Annotated in this window: 13 protein-coding genes, 1 tRNA gene and 1 pseudogene; 5 read left to right on the top strand and 10 right to left on the bottom strand. The window is 64.8% G+C overall.

Annotated features, from left to right (window positions below):
- The coding region (locus CCS01_RS19055; RefSeq protein WP_146101497.1) for a transposase at positions 1–176 on the top strand (176 nt) is incomplete at its 5' end.
- Between the two features lie 114 nt (positions 177–290).
- Here the strand turns inward: CCS01_RS19055 and CCS01_RS19060 are convergent.
- Together CCS01_RS19060 and fusA are read right to left on the bottom strand one after the other, a co-directional pair.
- Positions 291–1,328 carry a hypothetical protein gene (locus CCS01_RS19060; RefSeq protein ID WP_104520356.1) on the bottom strand — a complete coding sequence of 346 codons (1,038 nt, stop codon included), beginning with the start codon at positions 1,326–1,328 and terminating at the stop codon, positions 291–293.
- 283 nt (positions 1,329–1,611) lie between these two features.
- The gene (gene fusA, locus CCS01_RS19065) at positions 1,612–3,723 is read right to left on the bottom strand and encodes an elongation factor G (RefSeq protein WP_104520357.1); all 2,112 of its coding nucleotides are present in this window, start codon (positions 3,721–3,723) and stop codon (positions 1,612–1,614) included.
- A 2,279-nt stretch (positions 3,724–6,002) separates the two neighbouring features.
- Here fusA and CCS01_RS19075 point away from each other — a divergent pair.
- On the top strand, positions 6,003–6,446 hold the full coding sequence (locus CCS01_RS19075; protein ID WP_104520359.1) for a MucR family transcriptional regulator: 444 nt from the start codon (positions 6,003–6,005) through the stop codon (positions 6,444–6,446).
- 216 nt (positions 6,447–6,662) lie between these two features.
- Here the strand turns inward: CCS01_RS19075 and CCS01_RS19080 are convergent, their stop codons facing one another.
- Positions 6,663–7,463 carry an enoyl-CoA hydratase/isomerase family protein gene (locus CCS01_RS19080; RefSeq protein ID WP_104520360.1) on the bottom strand — a complete coding sequence of 267 codons (801 nt, stop codon included), beginning with the start codon at positions 7,461–7,463 and terminating at the stop codon, positions 6,663–6,665.
- A gap of 84 nt (positions 7,464–7,547) precedes the next feature.
- Between CCS01_RS19080 and CCS01_RS19085 the strand changes: the two genes are divergently transcribed.
- Both CCS01_RS19085 and CCS01_RS19090 read left to right on the top strand, forming a co-directional pair.
- Entirely contained in the window at positions 7,548–8,345 is a 798-nt protein-coding gene (locus CCS01_RS19085) for an enoyl-CoA hydratase-related protein (protein ID WP_104520361.1), read from the top strand.
- 12 nt (positions 8,346–8,357) lie between these two features.
- On the top strand, positions 8,358–9,182 hold the full coding sequence (locus CCS01_RS19090) for an LLM class flavin-dependent oxidoreductase (protein WP_104520362.1): 825 nt from the start codon (positions 8,358–8,360) through the stop codon (positions 9,180–9,182).
- Positions 9,183–10,087: 905 nt separating this feature from the next.
- Here the strand turns inward: CCS01_RS19090 and serS are convergent.
- From serS to CCS01_RS19120, 6 genes are all read right to left on the bottom strand, one after another.
- On the bottom strand, positions 10,088–11,365 hold the full coding sequence (serS, locus tag CCS01_RS19095) for a serine--tRNA ligase (RefSeq protein ID WP_104520363.1): 1,278 nt from the start codon (positions 11,363–11,365) through the stop codon (positions 10,088–10,090).
- Positions 11,366–11,368: 3 nt separating this feature from the next.
- Positions 11,369–12,112 carry a twin-arginine translocase subunit TatC gene (gene tatC, locus CCS01_RS19100; protein ID WP_104520367.1) on the bottom strand — a complete coding sequence of 248 codons (744 nt, stop codon included), beginning with the start codon at positions 12,110–12,112 and terminating at the stop codon, positions 11,369–11,371.
- A gap of 64 nt (positions 12,113–12,176) precedes the next feature.
- Complete coding sequence (tatB, locus tag CCS01_RS34730; RefSeq protein WP_204848354.1) at positions 12,177–12,731, bottom strand: Sec-independent protein translocase protein TatB; 555 nt, start codon at positions 12,729–12,731, stop codon at positions 12,177–12,179.
- 80 nt (positions 12,732–12,811) lie between these two features.
- Complete coding sequence (locus CCS01_RS19110) at positions 12,812–13,561, bottom strand: metallophosphoesterase (protein ID WP_104520364.1); 750 nt, start codon at positions 13,559–13,561, stop codon at positions 12,812–12,814.
- A 1,174-nt stretch (positions 13,562–14,735) separates the two neighbouring features.
- On the bottom strand, positions 14,736–15,041 hold the full coding sequence (locus CCS01_RS19115; RefSeq protein ID WP_239992254.1) for a hypothetical protein: 306 nt from the start codon (positions 15,039–15,041) through the stop codon (positions 14,736–14,738).
- A 288-nt stretch (positions 15,042–15,329) separates the two neighbouring features.
- A complete protein-coding gene (locus CCS01_RS19120) occupies positions 15,330–16,379 on the bottom strand; it encodes a ribonucleotide-diphosphate reductase subunit beta (protein ID WP_104520365.1) in 1,050 nt (349 codons plus the stop codon).
- A 213-nt stretch (positions 16,380–16,592) separates the two neighbouring features.
- On the opposite strand from CCS01_RS19120, the pseudogene CCS01_RS19125 reads away from it, so the two are divergent.
- Positions 16,593–18,227: pseudogene (locus tag CCS01_RS19125) on the top strand (thiamine pyrophosphate-requiring protein); the annotation flags it as partial.
- A gap of 980 nt (positions 18,228–19,207) precedes the next feature.
- Here CCS01_RS19125 and CCS01_RS19130 read toward each other — a convergent pair.
- Positions 19,208–19,291, bottom strand: a tRNA-Leu gene (locus CCS01_RS19130).
- Between the last annotated feature and the right edge of the window lie 126 nt (positions 19,292–19,417).

Below are 19,417 nucleotides of genomic sequence, written 5' to 3' on the forward strand. Positions count from 1 at the left end.
CCAATCGCCGCTCGCCGCGGACCTACGACCGCGACCTCTACAAGGCGCGCCATCTGATCGAAAATTTCTTCGCCAGGCTCAAGCAGTTCCGTGCCATCGCAACCCGCTATGACAAGACTGCCCGCAACTTCCTCGCCGCGGTCCACCTCGCCGCCGCCGTCGTTTGGCTTAATTGACGACACGCCCTAGCCACCCGCGATCAAAGCCATTGCCGAGGCGGCTAGCAACCTCCATGGTTTGCAGCAGCAGTGATTATCGGACAGCTTTCATCGCTCGTGTCGCTCGATGATTTACCGGATCAGTTTCACATCCAACATGGGAAATCCATAGGTGAAGCTGGAACGCACATCGTTGTTGTTTGTTCGTGGCGATACATGAATATGGTCGGGGCCATACTCGACCTGATGATGATCTGCATTGTCAACCTTGGCAATGACAATGCCATTTTTGTCTTTGAAGATATAAGCGTAGGTTCGATTGTCACGGAGCCGTACAATCAATTGCAGCCCGGACGGCCGCTCAGCCGTAATGGTCATACCAGCGATCTTGATTATGCGGCAACCCAGTTGGGTCTTCAGAAACTCGCCGGTCATCTCAAGGATGAAATCCTTTGATGCCACTCTTGCTACTCCAGACACCGAATGCCCGAACTTCCGGCACAGATAATGGAAGCTCGAGGGCTGACTTGCGGCTTCCGCAGCATGTTCGGTACACAAATAGATGCCCATCATCAATCCCTCGCCGGTCGGGTCACCTATCGTGGTTGTAAAAAGTGCCCCATCCCGTTGACAAACAAGGCAGCCCTTCGAGTGAAAGACCAAACCTTTTTCTATAAAGGTGGATTTCATTCGACCTGCGGCCACCCCGAAGAAGCCCTTATTGCGAGCTTGGTAATCCGCAAGATACCTGTGATGCCTCTCCTGGTAGTCGCCTGCACCAAGGGCGGCATCGAATTGCTCACCAAGCATTGGTGTCAGACGGATACCACGCTCAGTGTAGGACTGTCCGATGTGAGCGAAGTCCAACAGATCATGGACTTCAAGCACGTATACTCTTGCGAGCGGGAAGCCATCTGGCCTCGGCGGGAAAATAGACACAAACCGCGTTTTCCAATCGAACAGAACGATATTGGCTTCGCCGTTCTGGATGAAGAGGTCGAAGGCCGGTGCGCCTGAAACGCGGATAATGAGTGCCGGAACCGGCTTTTGAGGGTCGAGGAAGTTGACGGCTACTGTCGTGACCAGCGCATCAATCTGCTGCCCATCCAGCCCGAGTTCTATCGCATCGTTAACAAGCTCTCGTAGGCTCGAAGGAAGCAGAGGCTTCATATTGACACACTGCACCGATTTCAGAGTTATCGACTCCGTTTATGCGTGAAGGCTGCCGATTTTGGGCAATCAATTCAAGCACACCAATCTCTTCAAAGTCTGCTGTCTCTCGCGTCTTCAGCAACGAACGACCTTGGCATGGAACGGGTGAACATTCTGAAGGAACATGACTCTTATCAGTTTATAGAAGGTGCCTATGATCCAGGTAGTTGTCGCACCGCCAACAAAAAAGCGCGGACGGCAGACCCGCCCGCGCTTCCCGTTCAGCCAAAACGCCTGAAAATCAGGCGCTCTTCTTCATGATCTCATCCGCCACGTTGCGCGGCACCGGATCGTAGTGGTGGAACTGCATGGTGAACGACGCGCGGCCCTTCGTCATGCTGCGCAGGTGCGAGATATACCCGAACATCTCCTTCAGCGGCACGTGCGCCCGGACGATCACGGTCGAGCCCGAACTCTCCTGGTTCTGGATCATGCCGCGGCGGCGGTTCAGGTCACCCACAACGTCACCCACGTGATCCTGCGGCGTGGTGATTTCCACGTCCATGATCGGCTCCAGGATGATCGGGCCGGCCTTCTTCATGCCTTCGCGGAAGCAGGCCTTGCCGGCGATTTCGAACGCCAGCGCCGAGGAATCGACGTCGTGGTACTTGCCGTCCACCAGGGTGTACTTGAAGTCCACCGTCGGGAACCCGGCCAGCACGCCGGTATCGGCCTGCACCTTGATGCCCTTTTCCACCGCCGGAATGTATTCTTTCGGCACCGCGCCGCCGACGACCTTGTTCTCGAACACGATGCCGCCGTTCCGCTCCAACGGCTCGAAGATGATCTTGACCTCGGCGTACTGGCCCGAGCCGCCCGACTGCTTCTTGTGGGTGTAGGTCTCGGTCCACGCCTTGGAGATCGTTTCACGATATGCAACCTGCGGCGCGCCGATGTTGCAATCGACGTTGTACTCGCGGCGCAGGCGGTCGATGATGATCTCCAGGTGCAGCTCGCCCATGCCGGACAGGATGGTCTGGCCGGTTTCCTGGTCGGTCTTCAGCCGCAGGGACGGATCCTCGCCGGCCAGCTTCTGCAGGCCGATGGTCATCTTCTCGACCGCTTCCTTGGTGCGCGGCTCGACGGAAATGTCGATCACCGGCACCGGGAAGGCCATGCGCTCCAGCACCACCGGATCGTCGGACGAGGCCAGCGTGTCGCCGGTGCCGGTATCCTTCAGGCCGACGAAGGCGGCGATGTCGCCGGCTTCGACTTCCTTGATCTCGGCGCGCTTGTCGGCGTGCATCTGGAACATCCGGCCGATGCGCTCGCGATGGCCCTTGGTGGTGTTCATCACCATGTCGCCCGACTTCAGCGTGCCGGCATAGACGCGCACGAAGGTCAGCGTGCCGTACTTGTCATTGATGATCTTGAACGCCAGCCCGGCGAACGGCGCGGCCGGATCTGCCTTGATGCGGCGGCGCTTGGCGTGCACCTCGGCGATCTGCTCGCTGTTCAGGCCGTCTTCCTCGCCGTCTTCCGCCGCGATCGCGATGCCCGGCACGTCGACCGGCGACGGCAGGTAGTCGATCACCGCGTCCAGCAGCGGCTGCACGCCCTTGTTCTTGAAGGCGGTGCCGCACAGCACCGGACGGAACGTGCCGTCGATCGTGCCGCGCTTGATGCAGCGCTTCAGCGTCTCGATCTCGACGTCGCCCTTCTCGAAGTATTCCTCCATCGCGTGCTCGTCGACGGACAGCGCGGTGTCCAGCAGGTTCTGCCGGTACTCGGCGACCTGCTCCGCCATGCCGGCGGGAATGTCCTCGTAATGATACTTCGCGCCGAGCTCGCCGCCTTCCCAGACGATCGCCTTCATCTCGACCAGGTCGACCACGCCCAGGAACTGGTCCTCGATGCCGATGGGCAGTTGCAGCGGCAGCGCGACAATGTCGAGCTTCTCCTTCAGCGTGGCAAAGGCGCGGAAGAAGTCGGCGCCAGTGCGGTCCAGCTTGTTGATGAAAATGATGCGCGGCACGTTGTAGCGGTCCGCCAGGCGCCAGTTGGTTTCGGACTGCGGCTGCACGCCGGCGACGCCCTCGATGATGAACACCGCGCCGTCGAGCACGCGCAGGCTGCGGTTCACCTCGATGTTGAAGTCGATGTGGCCGGGCGTGTCGATGATGTTGATGCGGTGGTCCTTCCACTCGCACGTGACGGCGGCGGAGGTGATGGTGATGCCGCGCTCCCGCTCCTGCTCCATGTAATCGGTGGTGGTGTTGCCGTCGTGCACCTCACCGATCTTGTGGGAGACACCCGTGTAGTACAGGATCCGCTCGGTCGTGGTGGTCTTGCCGGCATCGATATGCGCGGTAATCCCGATGTTCCGAATTTTCTCGAGCGGCGATACAGACACGGCGGACCTCCATCAAACAGCAAACGGGCGGGCATATCAGAAAGGGCGCGTGATCCATCTCTGGATCCGGGGACAACCCCGCGCGCCCGCCCACGAAGCCGGCCGAACCCTCAGCCGGTTATGTAGAACAGCAAATGCGTCACGGCGCGCGATTTTGCAAGGGCGAATTCGTGCGTGCATAACATGACTGCACCGTAGGCCGGCAGCGCCGCCCACCGCTGCCAATTGCAGGATCAGCCTACCATACGGCGAGCCGCCGATGCACGATAAAAACCGGTGATGAGGATGGGGTCCGTCCAGGCCTGGAGCGGTGGCTCTTTTGTTCCGGGCTGGCCGAGGTCCGCCACGGGCGTGCGCCTCCCGCGGCGACAGCCTGGCCGACGGCGTATTCCGGCTCGCGCAGAGGACGACGGGGAACCGCGGAGGGCCCCGGGGGATCAGCGGGACACCGTGCAGCCCGGTGCGGGTGTTACCGTCGTGGATGCCGGGCAGGTTCACCGGTCCGGCCATGCCGCGAGGCCGGGCGTCGCATGGTCCGGCAGTGCAGGCCGTCCTGCGCTTCCCGCGAAGTGCCATGCGCCGCACTGTGGCGCGCTGCGGTCCTCGGTTTTCCGCTGTGGTTACATTCGCGGACAATCCGTCGGCACGCCCGCCGCCAGCGCCCCTCCATCAGCCGAAACAGACGGGGTGGACGGCCCCGACGGCTGTGGAACCGCGTCGCGGTCGCTCCAGGCCGCTAGCGCGGCACCGCGACCACGACGGCGATCCGCCGGTGGGGCGCCCCCACCGCACCCGCCGCGACAGCAAGGCGACCGGCCGCGCGGACCTGCCGCCAGATCCGTAGATACGCGGGGCAGGACAGGCCGCCGGGCCGCACCTGCAGTCGTGCGGCCTGCTGCGGGCCGGGAAAGGCCACCGGCACCGTTCCGCCGTGCCCCGTCCGGCGCCGGATACCAACTGAAGCGGCCCGAGGCTCCCGCCGAGCGGAGCGCACCCGCTCGCCCGGCGCTTGCAAGCCGCATGTCAGGTCGGTTGCAGCCCGCACGGAACAGCAACCTGGGATGTCGGCCCGGCAACGCATTCAACCCGTTGCATTGGCTTCGGCCGATCATTGTGACCGGCGGCCATGGCATGCGGCGTGAAGCGCGACGGCACCGATGTGGCATTGTCATCATGTTGCTCCGAAGAGATGGTATCGTCCCACCATCGATGCCGGCGCCTTCGTCCTGGAGGAAGCCAGCAAGACTGCCGGAGGCGTTCAGGCGGCCGGTTCCCTGCTCTGCGGCAGCCACCCGCGTGCCAGGACAGAAGAAACAGCAGCAGCAGCGGCCGGTATTGCGGTTGTTCCGGCCAATCGGCCGGGCCGATTCTCCACTGCTGCCGAAACGGTCGTGGCATGGCCGGGGACCGCTGCCTGCTGACGGCAGCCATCGCTTCGATGACGTCAAAAGCCTGGCATCATCCGATTGGCCGGCAGCGAACGGCGCGAGACCGGCATGGGCCGATCGGCGTCGAAGCATCGGAATACGCTACCCGGGCATTGACAAAGCGTCATGGCCGGGTTTGACCTCACGCTGGCGGTACTGCGTGCCGCAAAGTCGTGGATGGCCGGGGCTGGCCATGATGCAGCAACGGCAGGAGCGACCGGCCGTCTGTTGCATTGTCTATGCGGGATGTGGCCAGCCACTTAAGTGACGCAAAACCTTCATTTTCCCGCAGATGCGGTGCGGCTCAGGGCGGCGCTGTCATGGAGCCCGGGGCTGAACAGTCCCGACAGTCTTCATCGATAAAGCGGAAGACGTCGATTTGTCCGGTGATGTCCCTCCGGGCATTTTCCCGCTGTCGCACAGCGGGCTACCGCAGCCGAAACTGCAGGACGTGGCAGGAAGGCTGCCGCCGGCACGCTGGGATCCGCATTCCGGCCGGCAACAGTATGCAAAATCCGTTGGGAGAGTATTCTTGAGGTTACGAACGACTGTCCGCGACTTTGCCGAGTCGCGGTCGTCAAGACAAGCCGCGCCCTTCTTGCCACGTCGACTCGCGGGCCCAGTCCGCCTTTTGCCGCTTCCGCCGGTTACCAGCGCAACTTTCCTGTAGAGGCAGAGTTGCAGTCTGCTACCCCTGGTTTTTTGCTGCCAGTCCTGCCACGGCAACAGATCATGGCGAAGATGCGTCAATCGTTTAAAAAATTTACCTGACAAATTGCTCAAAGTAGTGTAGCGCGTGCCGATCCAGGGGACTATATTAACTCGCGTCTCTGGGTTGCAGGAAAGAAATATATGTCTGAAGATGTGCTGGGTCTGACGGCCCAAATCGTAAGTGCTCATGTGACCAAGAACGCGGTTCCGGTCGAGGAACTGCCGTCCTTGATCCGGGAGGTCTACAAGACCTTGTCCACCGTCGGCGAAGCGCCGGCGCCGGTCGAAGCATTGAAGCCGGCGGTCGCCGTCACCAAGTCGGTCTTCCCGGACCACATCATTTGCCTGGAAGACGGCAAGCAGATGACCATGCTGAAACGACACCTGATGACCGAGCACAACCTGACGGTCGATCAGTACCGGGCGAAATGGGGCCTGCCGGCGAATTATCCGATGGTCGCGCCGAATTATGCCGAAACCCGCTCCTCCCTGGCCAAGAAGATGGGACTCGGCCGCAGCCGCACTGTTGTCGCAAAGAAACCGGCGCGGAAAGCCGCTGCCGGCAAGCGCGGCAATCGCGCTTAACTTATCGGACCGTCCTGTGCCATTGGGCGGTGGGATTCGCTCCCTCCGCCAAATGGCCGCCGGGAATGATCAGCGGCCGCATTTCCGACGACCTGTGTTGGCGGTCTGTTCTATAAAACTACTCTCTTTAAAGATATCTTTCAGATTTTTCTCATTAATAGAATTTTAGGTTTAGTCGTGGACGCCAGAACGTGGCGCCGCCCAGCCGGAATTCCACTAGCGCCCTTTGAAACCGCGTGGCTTGCGCTTCTCCTTGAAAGCCAGCGCCGCTTCATGGAAATCTTCTGTCAAATACAGGCGCATCGGCGCCTGCTGGAAGGCCGCTTCTTTCGCATAGCGATCAAGATACCATCGCCGGGTCCTGATGATCGCACGTACCGACAGCGGCGGGTTGGCCGCGACCGAAACAGCGAGTTCCCGGGCCGACTCCATAAGCTTCTCCTTTGGCGCAACCCGGTTGATCAGATTCGCCGCCAAGGCTTCCTCGGCCGTGAAGAAGCGTCCGGTCAGCGCCACTTCGTCGCCGAATGCGCCGGCGCCGCGGAAATGGAACTGCGCCCAGTGCCTGGCGGCGCCAAGACCGCGCGAGGTCTCGGTCAACTGGAACCGGGTACCTGCCTCAGCAACGATCAGGTCGCAGTCGAGCGTCAACGCCAGGCCAAGGCCCAGCACGTGGCCGTGCACCGCGGCAATCACCGGCTTGCTGTTCACCGACTGGAACAGCAGGTCCGCCGCATTGGCGCCATGTCCCTGCGGGCCGCCCAGGCGTTCCAGTTCCTCACGCGATCGCAACTGCCGCTGGTGTACGTCGGCACCGCTGCAAAAGGCGCGCCCGCGGCCGCACAGGATCGCCACCAGGGCGTCAGGGTCGGCATCGAACCGGCGCAACGCCGCCATCAACTGTCGTACAACTTCGTCACTGGCAGCATTCAGCTTTTCCGGCCGGTTCAGCGCGATCGTTGCGATCCGGTCGTGACAGCCGTATTCGACATACTGGCGGTCGGTCGTCTCGCCCATGCATTCCCTCCCTGGTCATCGCCGGCATTGCTGCTAGCCTATACAGCATAAGCCGGCGTGCAAGCCGGACGGAGGATGCGAACAATGAAGCACGGGCGAATACTTCTGCAAACCGACGGCAACGTGACGGTCATGACGCTGAATGATCCCGGCGTGTTGAACGCATTCGGCCAGAAGCTGCGCGAAGACATGACCGAGGCACTCAGCCGTATTGAAGCCGGTACAGCCCGCTGCCTGGTCATCACCGGCGCCGGCCGCGCCTTCTGTTCGGGCGCCAATCTGAACGACCCCGATCGGCCGCCGCGCGACCGTGCCGCCGAGGCCCGCGGCGAGGTGAAAAGCGACCTGGAGGCCTGGTACAATCCCGTGTTCCTGCGCCTGCGCGCGCTGCCGATGCCGGTGGTGACCGCCATCAACGGGATCGCCGCCGGCGCCGGGATGAGCCTCGCCCTGTCCGGCGACATCCGCGTTGCCGCCCGCTCGGCCTCGTTCCTGCAGGCTTTTGCCCGCATCGGCCTGGTGCCGGATTGCGGCTCCTCCTGGATCCTGCCCCGCCTGATCGGCATGGCCCGCGCCATGGAACTGTCGCTGCTGGCCGAGCGCCTGCCGGCGGAAACCGCGCTCGCCTGGGGCATGATCAACCGGGTGGAGGCGGACGACGCCCTGATGCCGAAAACCTTGGAGCTGGCCCACAGCCTGGCGCGCGGCCCGAAGTCGCTCGGCCTGATCCGCCGGATGTACTGGGAGAGCCTGGAGAACAGCTACAGCCGGCAGCTCGACCTGGAAGCCAGGCTGCAGGCCGAGGCGGCCCTGACGCACGACTACGCCGAAGGCGCCGCCGCCTTCCGCGAAAAACGCCCGGCCGCGTTCACGGGGCGATAGGAGGCAGGCCAGATGCGCATCGGCATTGTCGCAATTCCCGCGCCCACCGACGCTGGCGCGCCGCTGGTGGAGCGGTTCACGTCGCTGGCCCGCCGGGTCGAGTCACTAGGCTTCCACGGACTGTGGGTCACCGACGCCTTCGCCCGCGGCCGCCCGACGCTGGACCCGCTGATCCTGCTCGGCGCCCTGGCGGCCCAGACCAGCCGCATCGAGCTGGGCACCTGCGTGGTGCAGCTGCCGCTGCGCCATCCGGTCGAGCATGCGCACCGGGTGCAGACGCTGAACCTGCTGTCGCAAGGGCGGCTGCGCTTCGGCGTCGGCAGCGGCTCGACCCGCAACGACTTCGACGCGGTGCAGGCGGATTTCGCGGCGCGGTTCCGGACCCTGACCAGCGACCTGGCGGTGATGCGCCAGGTCTGGTCCGGCCAGGCGGTCTACGGCCCGGCCCTGTCCGTCTGGCCCGGCACCGAGGGCGGCCCGCCGGTGCTGCTGGGCGCCTGGCGCAGCTCCCGCTGGATCAACCTGGCGGCGAAGGAGCTGCAAGGCTGGATCGCCTCCGGCATCCAGACCGCCTGGGAGGACCTGGCGATCGGTATCCACATGTACCGCGAGGCCGGGGGCAGCCGGGTGGTGCTGGCCAACATCTTCACCGACCTGCGGGACAGCCCTCCGCCCTTGCCGCTTGCAGTCTCGCCGAAGATCTCGCTGGTCTGCCCGCCGGCGGAGGCACGGGAGCGGTTGCGGCGGCTGCGGGATCTCGGGGTCGATGACGCGCTGCTGGTTTGCCCGTGGGACGATCCGGGGCAGCTGGAGGCGATGGCCGGGCTGGTTGGCTGAGGCTGTGGGCTGGCGGAGCAAGGGCCTCTCCCCCACCGGCATGGCCGGGCGTGTCCCTCATCGGCGCTAACTTAGGCGGCCGAGTGCGGCACACCGCTCCGTCGTCATGGCGGCCGCAGGGCCGCCATCCACGCCTTGCGGTGCTCATCGCGGCAAAGGCGTGGATGGCCGGCCTACGCCGACCATGACGAGGTGGGAACGACTGTGCTTCATGCCGCGCTAAGTTAGCGCGTATGGGGCGTGTCCCTACCCGATGCACAGATCCCGGAAACGATCCGCTGCGGCCGTGGCTCAATACTGTCATGACCGGTGCTGGTTTCACCGGCGGCAATCAAGCGAACACGGTGTTCGCACGGAGTTGCGCAGAGTCTTCCGGGGCGGCGGCACCATGACCGCCTCCTTGGTGGCATCCGATCATTTCGCGCGCTTCGCGGGAAGCGCATGATCAACCTTCTCTGCGGAACTCCATGCCAACACCGCGCAACGTGTCCGCTTGATTGCAGTGGCAAACCCGCCCCCGCCGCATCCCGGTCGGCACCACGCCCCTCGCCAGATGAGTGCGGGTTACACCACGGCGAGGCGGCCCTGCGCATCCTCGGCCGGTTGCTTGTCAGCCAAACGCGCATCGGCGAAGGCGACAACAGTCCGGGGCATCGGGCGAGCGCCTGGTTTGGCGGTTGTTTCCGAAATCTGTGCATGCGGTAGGGCGTGTCCCGGCCATCTACCCCCAACCGTCGAAGCGCAGATGGCCGCGACACGCCAGGCCATAACGGTGGAGCAACGGACCGGGCGCCAAATCCTTCTTCAGCCGTCGCTCTATCCTGGCAGCCATGAGGACATGCCCGGCCAGAACGATGAGGCAACGGGCCTGCCCGGCGAATCGGTAACGGTAGAGAAGTGCGCCCCTACGCCGCCGCGATCCTCTCCATGCCGCCCATGTAGGGCCGCAGCACCTCCGGCACGGTGATCGAGCCGTCTTCCTCCTGGTAGTTCTCCATCACCGCGATCAGCGCCCGGCCGACGGCAATGCCCGACCCGTTCAGCGTGTGCACGTACGCCACTGTCTTGCCCTCCGCCCCGCCGCGGAACCGCGCGTTCATCCGCCGCGCCTGGAAGTCCCGGCAGTTGGAGCAGGACGAGATCTCCCGGTACATCTGCTGCCCCGGCAACCACACCTCCAGGTCATGCGTCCGCGCCGAGGCAAACCCGATGTCGCCGGAACACAGCAGTACCCGCCGGTACGGCAGTTCCAGCCACTCCAGCACCGTCTCGGCGCAGCGGGTCATCCGCTCGTGCTCCTCGGCGCTGTGGTCGGGGTGGGTGATCGAGACCAGCTCAACCTTGCGGAACTGGTGCTGGCGCAGCATCCCGCGGGTGTCGCGCCCGGCGGACCCGGCCTCGCTGCGATAGCAGTCGGTCAGCGCCGTCAGGCGGATGGGCAACTGCTTCTCAGGCACGATCTCGCCGGCGACGGTGTTGGTCAGCGGCACCTCGGCGGTCGGGATCAGGTAGCGGCCGTCGGTGGTCTTGAACAGGTCCTCCTCGAACTTCGGCAGGTTGCCGGTGCCGTAGGCCGTGGCGGCGTTGACCAGGTACGGCATGGAGGCCTCGACGTAGCCATGCTCCTGCGTGTGCAGGTCGAGCATGAACTGGCCCAGCGCCCGCTCCAATCGGGCCAGCTTACCGCGCAGCACGGTGAACCGCGCGCCGGCCAGCTTGGCGGCGGTGGCGAAATCCATCTGGCCCAGCGCCTCGCCCAGTTCGAAATGCTGCTTCGGGGTAAAGCTGAACGCGCGCGGCGTGCCGAAGGTCTTCAGCTCAACGTTGCTGGTTTCGTCGCGACCGTCCGGGACCGAGGGATCCAGCAGGTTGGGCAGCACCTCCAGCGCGCCCTTGATCGCCGCGTCCAGCTCCGGAACACGCTTCTCCAGGCCATCCATGTCCTGGCGCAGCCCGGTCGCCTCGGCTTCCAGCGCCGCGGTGTCCATGCCGGCGCGCTTGCCCTGGCCGATTTCCCTGGCCAGCGCGTTGCGGCGGGCCTGCTTCTCCTGCAAGGCGGTCTGCGCCGCCCGCCGCTCGGTATCGAGAGCCAGCAGGCCGTCCGCGACCGGCGGCAGCCCCCGCCTCGCCATCGCCGCATCAAACGCTGCGGGATCAGCGCGAACGACGCGAATATCGTGCATAAATCAGACCTCGACCGGCTTCGGTTCCACCCAGCGTGCGCTGAGGATCGAGATCTCATACAGAGCGATCAGCGGCAATGCGAGGCCGGTCTGCGTAATCACGTCCGGCGGCGCCAGGATAGCGGCGATGACGAACATGCCGACATAGGCATAGCGCCGGAACTTCCGAAGCTGCGCAGACCCCAGTATGCCGACCTTGGCGAGCAGGGTCAGGGCGACGGGAAGCTGGAAGGTGATGCCGAAGGCGAAGATCAGCTTCATTACCAGGTCCAGGTACTCGCCCACCCGCGGCAGCAGCTCGATCGGCACGCCGCCGGCGCCCGTCGGGTCCTGGAAGCTGGCGAAGAACTTCCAGGCGAACGGGAAGACGAAGTAATAGGCCAGCGCCGAGCCCATCAGGAACAGCACCGGGGTCGCGACCAGGAACGGCAGCAGCGCCCGCTTCTCGCTGCGGTACAGCCCGGGCGCGACGAACAGCCAGATCTGTGTCGCGACGATCGGGAACGAGACGAAGGCGCCGCCGAAGAACGCCACCTTGATCTTGGTGAAGAACGCTTCGTACAGCTGGGTGTAGATCAGATGCGGGTCGGGATTGCCGGTCTCGCGCAGCACCGCCGCCAGCGGCTCGGCCAGGAAGTAGTACAGCGGACTGGAGAAGTAGTAGGCGACGATGAAGCAGCCCAGGAACGCCACCGCGGACCAGATCAGGCGGCGGCGCAGCTCGATCAGGTGTTCGAGCAGCGGCATCGGCTTGTCGTTGATTACGTCGTCTTCCGGTCTTGCCACGGCGGCTGTTCCAATCAAGCGCTGCCTACGCCTGTCTACGGCGTTGCAGCGCGGCTGCAGGGGGGATGAAGGCCGGCGCCTCGGGCGCGGCGGCCTGCGGTTTCGGCGGCGGGACCATGCCCGGCGGCACCCAGGCGGGTGCCCCAGGGGTCGGCGCCTCGGGCTGCGGCGGTTCGGCGGTTATGGCCGGCGCTGGTTCGGGCTTGGGCAGCGGTGGGGCGCTGACGGCGACCTCGTCCAGCGTGGAGACCTCGGCCGGCGCCGGGCCGGGCGGGGGATACGTCGGCTTGAACGGGTCCGACTCGAAGGTATCGCGCAGCGACCGGTCGGGGTCGATGTGCTTCTCCAGCGTCGTCGGCAGGTCGAAGTTGCGGATCTCGTTGAACGCCTTCTTGACGTCGCCCAGATCGGCCTCGCGCATCATCTCGTCGACGTGGCTCTGGAATTCGGCGGCCATGCGGCGCGCCTTCTTGATGAAGCTCGAGACGGAGCGGATGGCGACAGGCATATCCTTGGGGCCGATGGCGATCAGCGCCACGACGCCAATGAGGGCAATTTCCGACCAGGCAAAATCGAACATGGGTGTGCGTCTGTCTCCCGAGCGGCGCTAGCTAGCAGGAAGCACGCAATTGCGAAACCTATCGCTTCGTCACCGCCGGATTACCGATGGGCCATCGACACCGGCGCATCGACCGGTTCGGCGGTGAGGAAGCCGATCGTGTCGGCTTCGAGCACGGCGCAGGTCAGATTGCCGCCGAACACCGCCCCGGTGTCAATGGCAATGCGGTTGTGCTTCACCACCGGGGCGCGGACCGGCGTGTGGCCATGCACGACGACGGCGCCGAAATCCGCCTCGGAATACAGGAACGGCTGGCGCGAGCGCAGCAGGTCGTCGCGCGCCTGGTCCTGGAGCGGGATGCCGGGACGGACGCCGGCATGGACGAAGGCGTAGCCGCCCTCGCGGTGCATCAGGACCAGGCCGCGGAGGAAATCCTGGTGGCGGCGCGGGATGACGCTGGTCCAGGTGTCGCGCGGGCCGTCGGGATCAATGCCGTAGCTTTCCAGCGCGGCGCGGCCGCCGGCGAACAGCCAGTCGGTGGCGGCGGCGCGCTCGCCGGACAGCGCGTCCAGCATGGTGCTCTCGTGGTTGCCCAGCAGGTTGACCATGTCCATTCCCGGGACCGGGCAGCCGTCGGCCAGGCGGTCGATCACCCCGGCGGTGTCGGCGCCGCGATCGACATAGTCGCCGATGTGCAGCAGCAGGGCGGACGCAATCGGCCGCTGCGCCAGGTCCTCGGCGACCAGCGCGTGCAGGGCGGCAAGCTGGCGGTCGCAGCCGTGGATGTCGCCGATGGCGTAGATCCGCCGGCGCGGCGGCAGCGACGCAGGCGCGGGGGCAAGCTGGATCATCGTCCAGCGTGGTTACAGGCGAACCGGCGAGGGATCAATGTCCGGGGGCCGGCGTCCGGGTGGGTGCATCAGCCCGGCGAGGTCACCGGGACGCGCCGGCCGGCGGCAGCGTCGCGGCCCCGGCGGCGAATCCGGTGCCGGGAGGGGTGACGGGTTGGGCCATGCCGCACGGCCTGTGGTGGTTTGGCTGTCTCCACCACGGGCCGCAGGCTCGCACAGGGAGCCGGTTTGCGGGCGTTGAGCCGGGCATGCCGGCGTGCTTGCTGTCTGGCTGAAAACCGGTGCCGCATGGTGTGCGTGGATGATTGAGTGGGGAGTCTCCTGGTCCGGCACGGCGGTGGTCCGGGGTGGTGCCTCCTCCGGCGGGGACAGCGTGGTTGATGGCGTATGTCTGTTCGCACAGAGAAGAACGGAGCACCGATAAGGGCCACGGAGGATCAGGGGGACATCGCGGGGCCTGGTGCGGTTTTTGCTGTCATAGCAGGCCCGTTCCCTGGTCCGGGCAGGCGGCGGTGCCTGGCGCCGCATGGCTCGACAGCGCTGGTCGCACGCAGGCCGGGCGCGGCGGCATAGAGTCCCGCTGGGGTGCTCGGCCTGTCTCCTTCGAAAATGCGGTCCCGCAGGGTCATCGCCCTGTCGTCATGGCCGCGCCGGCCAGTGGCGAACATGGGGACACACCCTACCGGATGCACACATCTCGACAACGACCGCAAAACCAGATGCTTGCTTGACGCCTGGGACCAGGCGCTCGCCGTCATGGCCCGGACGCGCGCGGCCACCTGTCATGCCCTTGGTTGCGGCAGGCAGCGGATTGGCGGCCATGAACTTGGCGTCTTGGCGTTTTATCGGTGCTATCCACCCCGCGAACCACCGACCGGGCGCACCCGTCACCGCCTGGTGCGGCGGCACGGTTCCTGTTCAACGCCAAGATACCGGGGTACAAAGCGCCGTCCGGGCGGGCGGATGATTGCATTATCATGCCCTCGCTCGCCGCTGGTGAGGCATCGTTCCCGAGATGTGCATGCGGCAGGGACACACCCGCCCATGACGATAGAGAGGCGACCACGCTCAGCAGAGGGACGACCACGCGTCGCGCGGGCCGCTTGCGCAATACCACCAGCGCGGCCGGGAGCCGCCCCGATTCGGCCGATCGGCCGGATTCGGCGGACGACGCTCAGAAGCCGTCCCGGTCCGGATGGCGCAGATGCCACAGACGCTCGTGCGCCGCCACCAGACTCTCCATGTTGCGCCGGCGGGTTCCGTCCGGCGTCAGCGGCCGCCGCGTCAGCATCATCTCCAGCACCCGAAGCAACTCCTCGGCCACTTCGAAATCGGATTGGTCACACGCATGATGAAACGCGATCAGAATCTTGTCCGACAACCGTCTGCTGTATCGTGGCGCACCGCCGGAACCGACGTCACGCCCGACCTCGTCTTCAGAGTGGCTCACCGTCGCCCCTAACAAGATGGTATTGCCCATCGAAGCCTCCCCTGGTGCGAGACCGCACCCCTCTCATTGGCGTCGCGCCGTATGTGGTGACGGACTGCCATGGCACATGGGAGCATCATGCACACGGAAACATCCGGGACGTGAAAAATCCGTTAATGCTACTGACTGTTTCGTCAAAAATGCCGATACGGGGCAAATAATCGACTGCTGCGCCAGAGTGGCCATCGTGATGCAATCCAGGTTGGTGGTCGCTGTCGCCGGGACGGTCGGCCGGCGACAGCCAGTGGTTGCACTCTACCAGCCAAATCGTTGCAGAAGTCAACCCGTTTTCGCGGCCGCCACTACGTTTTCATCCACCGGTGGCGGCGCGTCGAAAGCTTCGTCCCATGTCCCGGCGGTCGAGGCCTTGCTGTATTCGGTGGCCCGGTTCTCAAAAAAGTTCGCGTGCTCAACGGCGTTCAGCATCTCATCCAGCCAGGGCAGCGGGTTCCCGGGCACATGGTACAAGGCGTTCAGCCCCAGCTCGACCAGCCGCCGATCGGCGATGTAGCGGATGTATTGCCGGACTTCGCCAGCGGTCAGGCCCTCCACCGGCCCCTGCTCGAAAGCCAGGTCGATGAAGGCGTCCTCGTGTGCGACGATGGTGGCGCAGCACAGGTAGAGCTCCCGCCGCAGATCCTCGGTCCAAAGCGCCGGATTCTCGCCGATAAAGGTGCGGAACAGCCGGATGATCGAGGCGCAGTGCAGGCTCTCGTCGCGCACCGACCAGGTGACGATCTGCCCCATCCCCTTCATTTTGCCGAAGCGGGGAAAGTTCAGCAGGATCGCGAACGAGGCGAACAGCTGCAGCCCCTCGGTGAAGGCGCCGAACGCCGCCAGCGTCCGGGCGATCTCGAACCGCGACGCGACCGAAAAGCCCTGCATGTAGTCGTATTTGTCTTTCATCTCCTTGTATTTGAGGAATGCCGTGTACTCGATTTCCGGCATGCCGATGGTGTCGAGCAGATGGCTATACGCGGCGATATGCACCGTCTCGATGTTGGAGAAGGCGGACAGCATCATCAGCACCTCGGTAGGTTTGAACACCTGCGCGTAGTGCTTCATGTAGCAGTTGTTCACCTCGACGTCGGCCTGGGTAAAAAATCGGAAAATCTGCGTCAGCAGATGACGTTCGCTCTCCGTGAGGTTACGGTGCCAGTCCTTCACGTCGTCGGCGAGCGGCACTTCCTCCGGCAGCCAGTGCACGCGCTGCTGGGTCAGCCACGCCTCATAGGCCCAGGGATAGCGGAAGGGCTTGTAGACCGGGTTCTCGGTCAGCAGGTCGAAGCGGAGCGGATGGTCGTCGGCCACGCGATTCATGCCGTCCATGTATCTCTGTCCCCAGGGGTATGAAATCCGACTCGTCGGCAGGCTGTGATCCACCGATTGTGGGCTGGGGGGCGAGCCGGGCGCAACACATGGTGTCGATCGCCGCCAGGACGGTCCGCGACTGCTGCCCGGGCGCCACAGCTGGCGGGCGGTGGATTTGCCATGCGCCCGGGCCGGTCCTAGCGTCAATGCAACCAGGCACCAGCAGGAGGGAACAGACGGATGAAAGTCGGCCAGGCTGTCGCTGAAATCATGAAGCGCGAGGGAATCGAGATCCTCTGCGGCTATCCCGTCAACCACCTGCTGGAGTTTGCCGCCGCGGCCGACATCCGGCCGGTGATCGTGCGGCAGGAGCGCATCGGCCTGCACATGGCGGATGCGATCTCCCGCGTCACCTCCGGACGGAAGATCGGCGCCTTCTGCATGCAGCACGGCCCGGGCACCGAGAACGCCTATGGCGGCGTGGCGCAGGCCTATGCCGAGTCGGTGCCGCTGCTGGTGATCCCGCAGGGCTATCCGCGGCGCATCAGCCATATCGACCCGAACTACAGCGCCGTGCGGGAAATGCGCGGCGTGTCGAAGCGCGCCGAGCCGGTGATCATCCCGGGCGAGGTGCAGAACGTCATGCGCCGCGCCTTCAGCGCCATCCGCAACGGCCGCAGCGGCCCGGCGATCGTGGAAATCCCAACCGATATCTGGAACGAGGAAATCGGCGACATCGACTACACGCCCATCGGCGTCCATAAATACGGTCCCGATCCCGCGGACGTGCGTAAGGCGGCCGCCGCCATCCTGGGTGCGAAGCGCCCGGTGATCTATGCCGGCACCGGCGTGCACTGGGCGGAGGCCTGGGCGGAGCTTGCGGCATTCGCCGAACTCCTGGGCGCGCCGGTGACCACCAGCCTGGGCGGCAAGAGCGCGTTCCCGGAAAACCATCCGTTGTCGCTCGGCTCCGGCGGCAACGCCGTGCCGAAGCCGGTGCACCATTTCGTGCAGAACGCCGACGTGATCATCGGCATCGGCTGCTCGTTCACTGAAACCAATTTCGGCATCAAATTCCCGAAGGGGAAGACGATCGTCCATGCGACGCTCGATCCGAATCACCTGAACAAGGATGTCGTCAGCACCGTCGGCCTCGTCGGCGACGCGAAGCTGACCCTGGCGGCGCTGACCGGCGAGCTGCGGCAGACCATCAGGTCCAACCGCGACCCGTCCGCCGTGGTGGCCGAGATCACCAAGGTGCGCGAGGAATGGCTGGAACAGTGGCGCCCGCTGCTGAACGCCAACGAGGCGCCGCTCAGCCCGTACCGGGTGATCTGGGAGCTGATGAATACGGTGGACCTGAAGAACACCATCATCACCCACGACGCCGGCAGCCCGCGCGACCAGATCTCGCCGTTCTGGGTCTCGACCGAGCCGATGTCCTATATCGGCTGGGGCAAGACGACGCAGCTCGGCATGGGACTCGGGCTGGCAATGGGCGCCAAGCTGGCGAAGCCGGACAAGCTGTGCATCAACCTGTGGGGCGACGCCGCCATCGGCTTTACCGGCATGGACTTCGAGACCGCGGTGCGCGAGCGCATCCCCATCCTGTCGATCCTGCTGAACAACTTCTCGATGGCGATCGAACTGAAGGTGATGCCGATCTCGACGGAGAAGTACCGCTCGACGGATATCTCCGGCGACTACGCCGCGATGGCCCGCGCGTTCGGCGGCTACGGCGAGCGCATCACCCAGCCGGGCGACATCAAGGCCGCCATTCAACGCGGGATCGCGCAGACACAGGCCGGCAAACCCGCCCTGCTGGAGTTCATCACCGCCAAGGAAACGCGCGTCTCGAAGTTCTGAGGGAAGAAGGAGGTTCGGAGGGACGGGGGTTTGGGAGTCGGTCCCTCGGCTCCGGCGGCAGCCGGCTGTCAATGGTGCGCACCATAGTGGCTTGGCCTGGGACCAGCGCCGGCGGCGTGGACAGGCCATGCCAGCGTCCCGGTTGGGGAGCGCCAACGGCGGCGGGCGTGCGGCATGATCGTCCAGACATATAACCACAGAGGTAAGCAGAGGACTGTGGAGGGTCACAGAGTTACAGCAGGCCGCAGGTCGATTGAGACAGGGCGACGGCGCTCCCTCATCGTCATGGCCCGGCTTGTCCGGGCCACCTGTTCCAGCACATGTGCCGCGATAGGTGGCCCGGACGAGCCGGGCCATGACGATGAGGACAGGGGGCCTCAGTGTCCCAACCGACCTGCGGTCTGCTGTAGCCAACCGGCGGCACCGGCACCGCGATGGCGGAAATGGGCGGGGTCGGTGCCATCTCGTCACGGCCGGGTGTGTCCCGGCGAACTGCGCACGAACGGGGGGTAGATGGTCGGGACACGCCCGACCATGACGGAAAGGCAACAGCGGCTGCCATTGTCATCCATTGTGGTGACCGCGCGCGGGCTGGGGGACTGTGGTGAAAGCCGCGGATTTTCCGCCAGTACGACATTGCCGATCGGCCGCCATCGCCGCAGCCCGTTGCTGCATCGGCGCAACCTCGCTGCCTGGGCGGCGGTACCCGTGCCTCCACGGACTGTCGTTGCCGATCGGGCGCATTCGTCTCAACCGATTCGCGGTTTGCGATCGTTCCTGGATTCGTCCAGAAAGCCGATTGATTTTCAGGCTCTCAGGCTGAAGGCGGACGCAGGAACCTGTGCGGACCGGTCGAAAAGGGAATGGTGGACGTGCCTGACCAAATCCGGATTTCCGGTTTGAAGGTCGTTTTGGCTCACGACGCCTGGGCCGGCGGCCAGGATTGCGGGGTAAAGCAAGTTCCCAATATCGTCGGGAAGTGGTGCGAGAGGGGGGATTCGAACCCCCATGCCCGAAGGCGGTCGATTTTGAGTCGACTGCGTCTACCGTTCCGCCACTCTCGCGTCGCCGCGCATCATACAGCAACCGGGCGGCGGGACAACGGATCGTTTACCACTTCGCAAGCCGCACCGAGTCCGGTGCCGGACCGCTTCCGCCCCCTACTCCCCACCCCCGGGCGCCATATCACC

The organism is Rhodopila globiformis, assembly GCF_002937115.1.
Lineage (GTDB): Bacteria > Pseudomonadota > Alphaproteobacteria > Acetobacterales > Acetobacteraceae > Rhodopila > Rhodopila globiformis.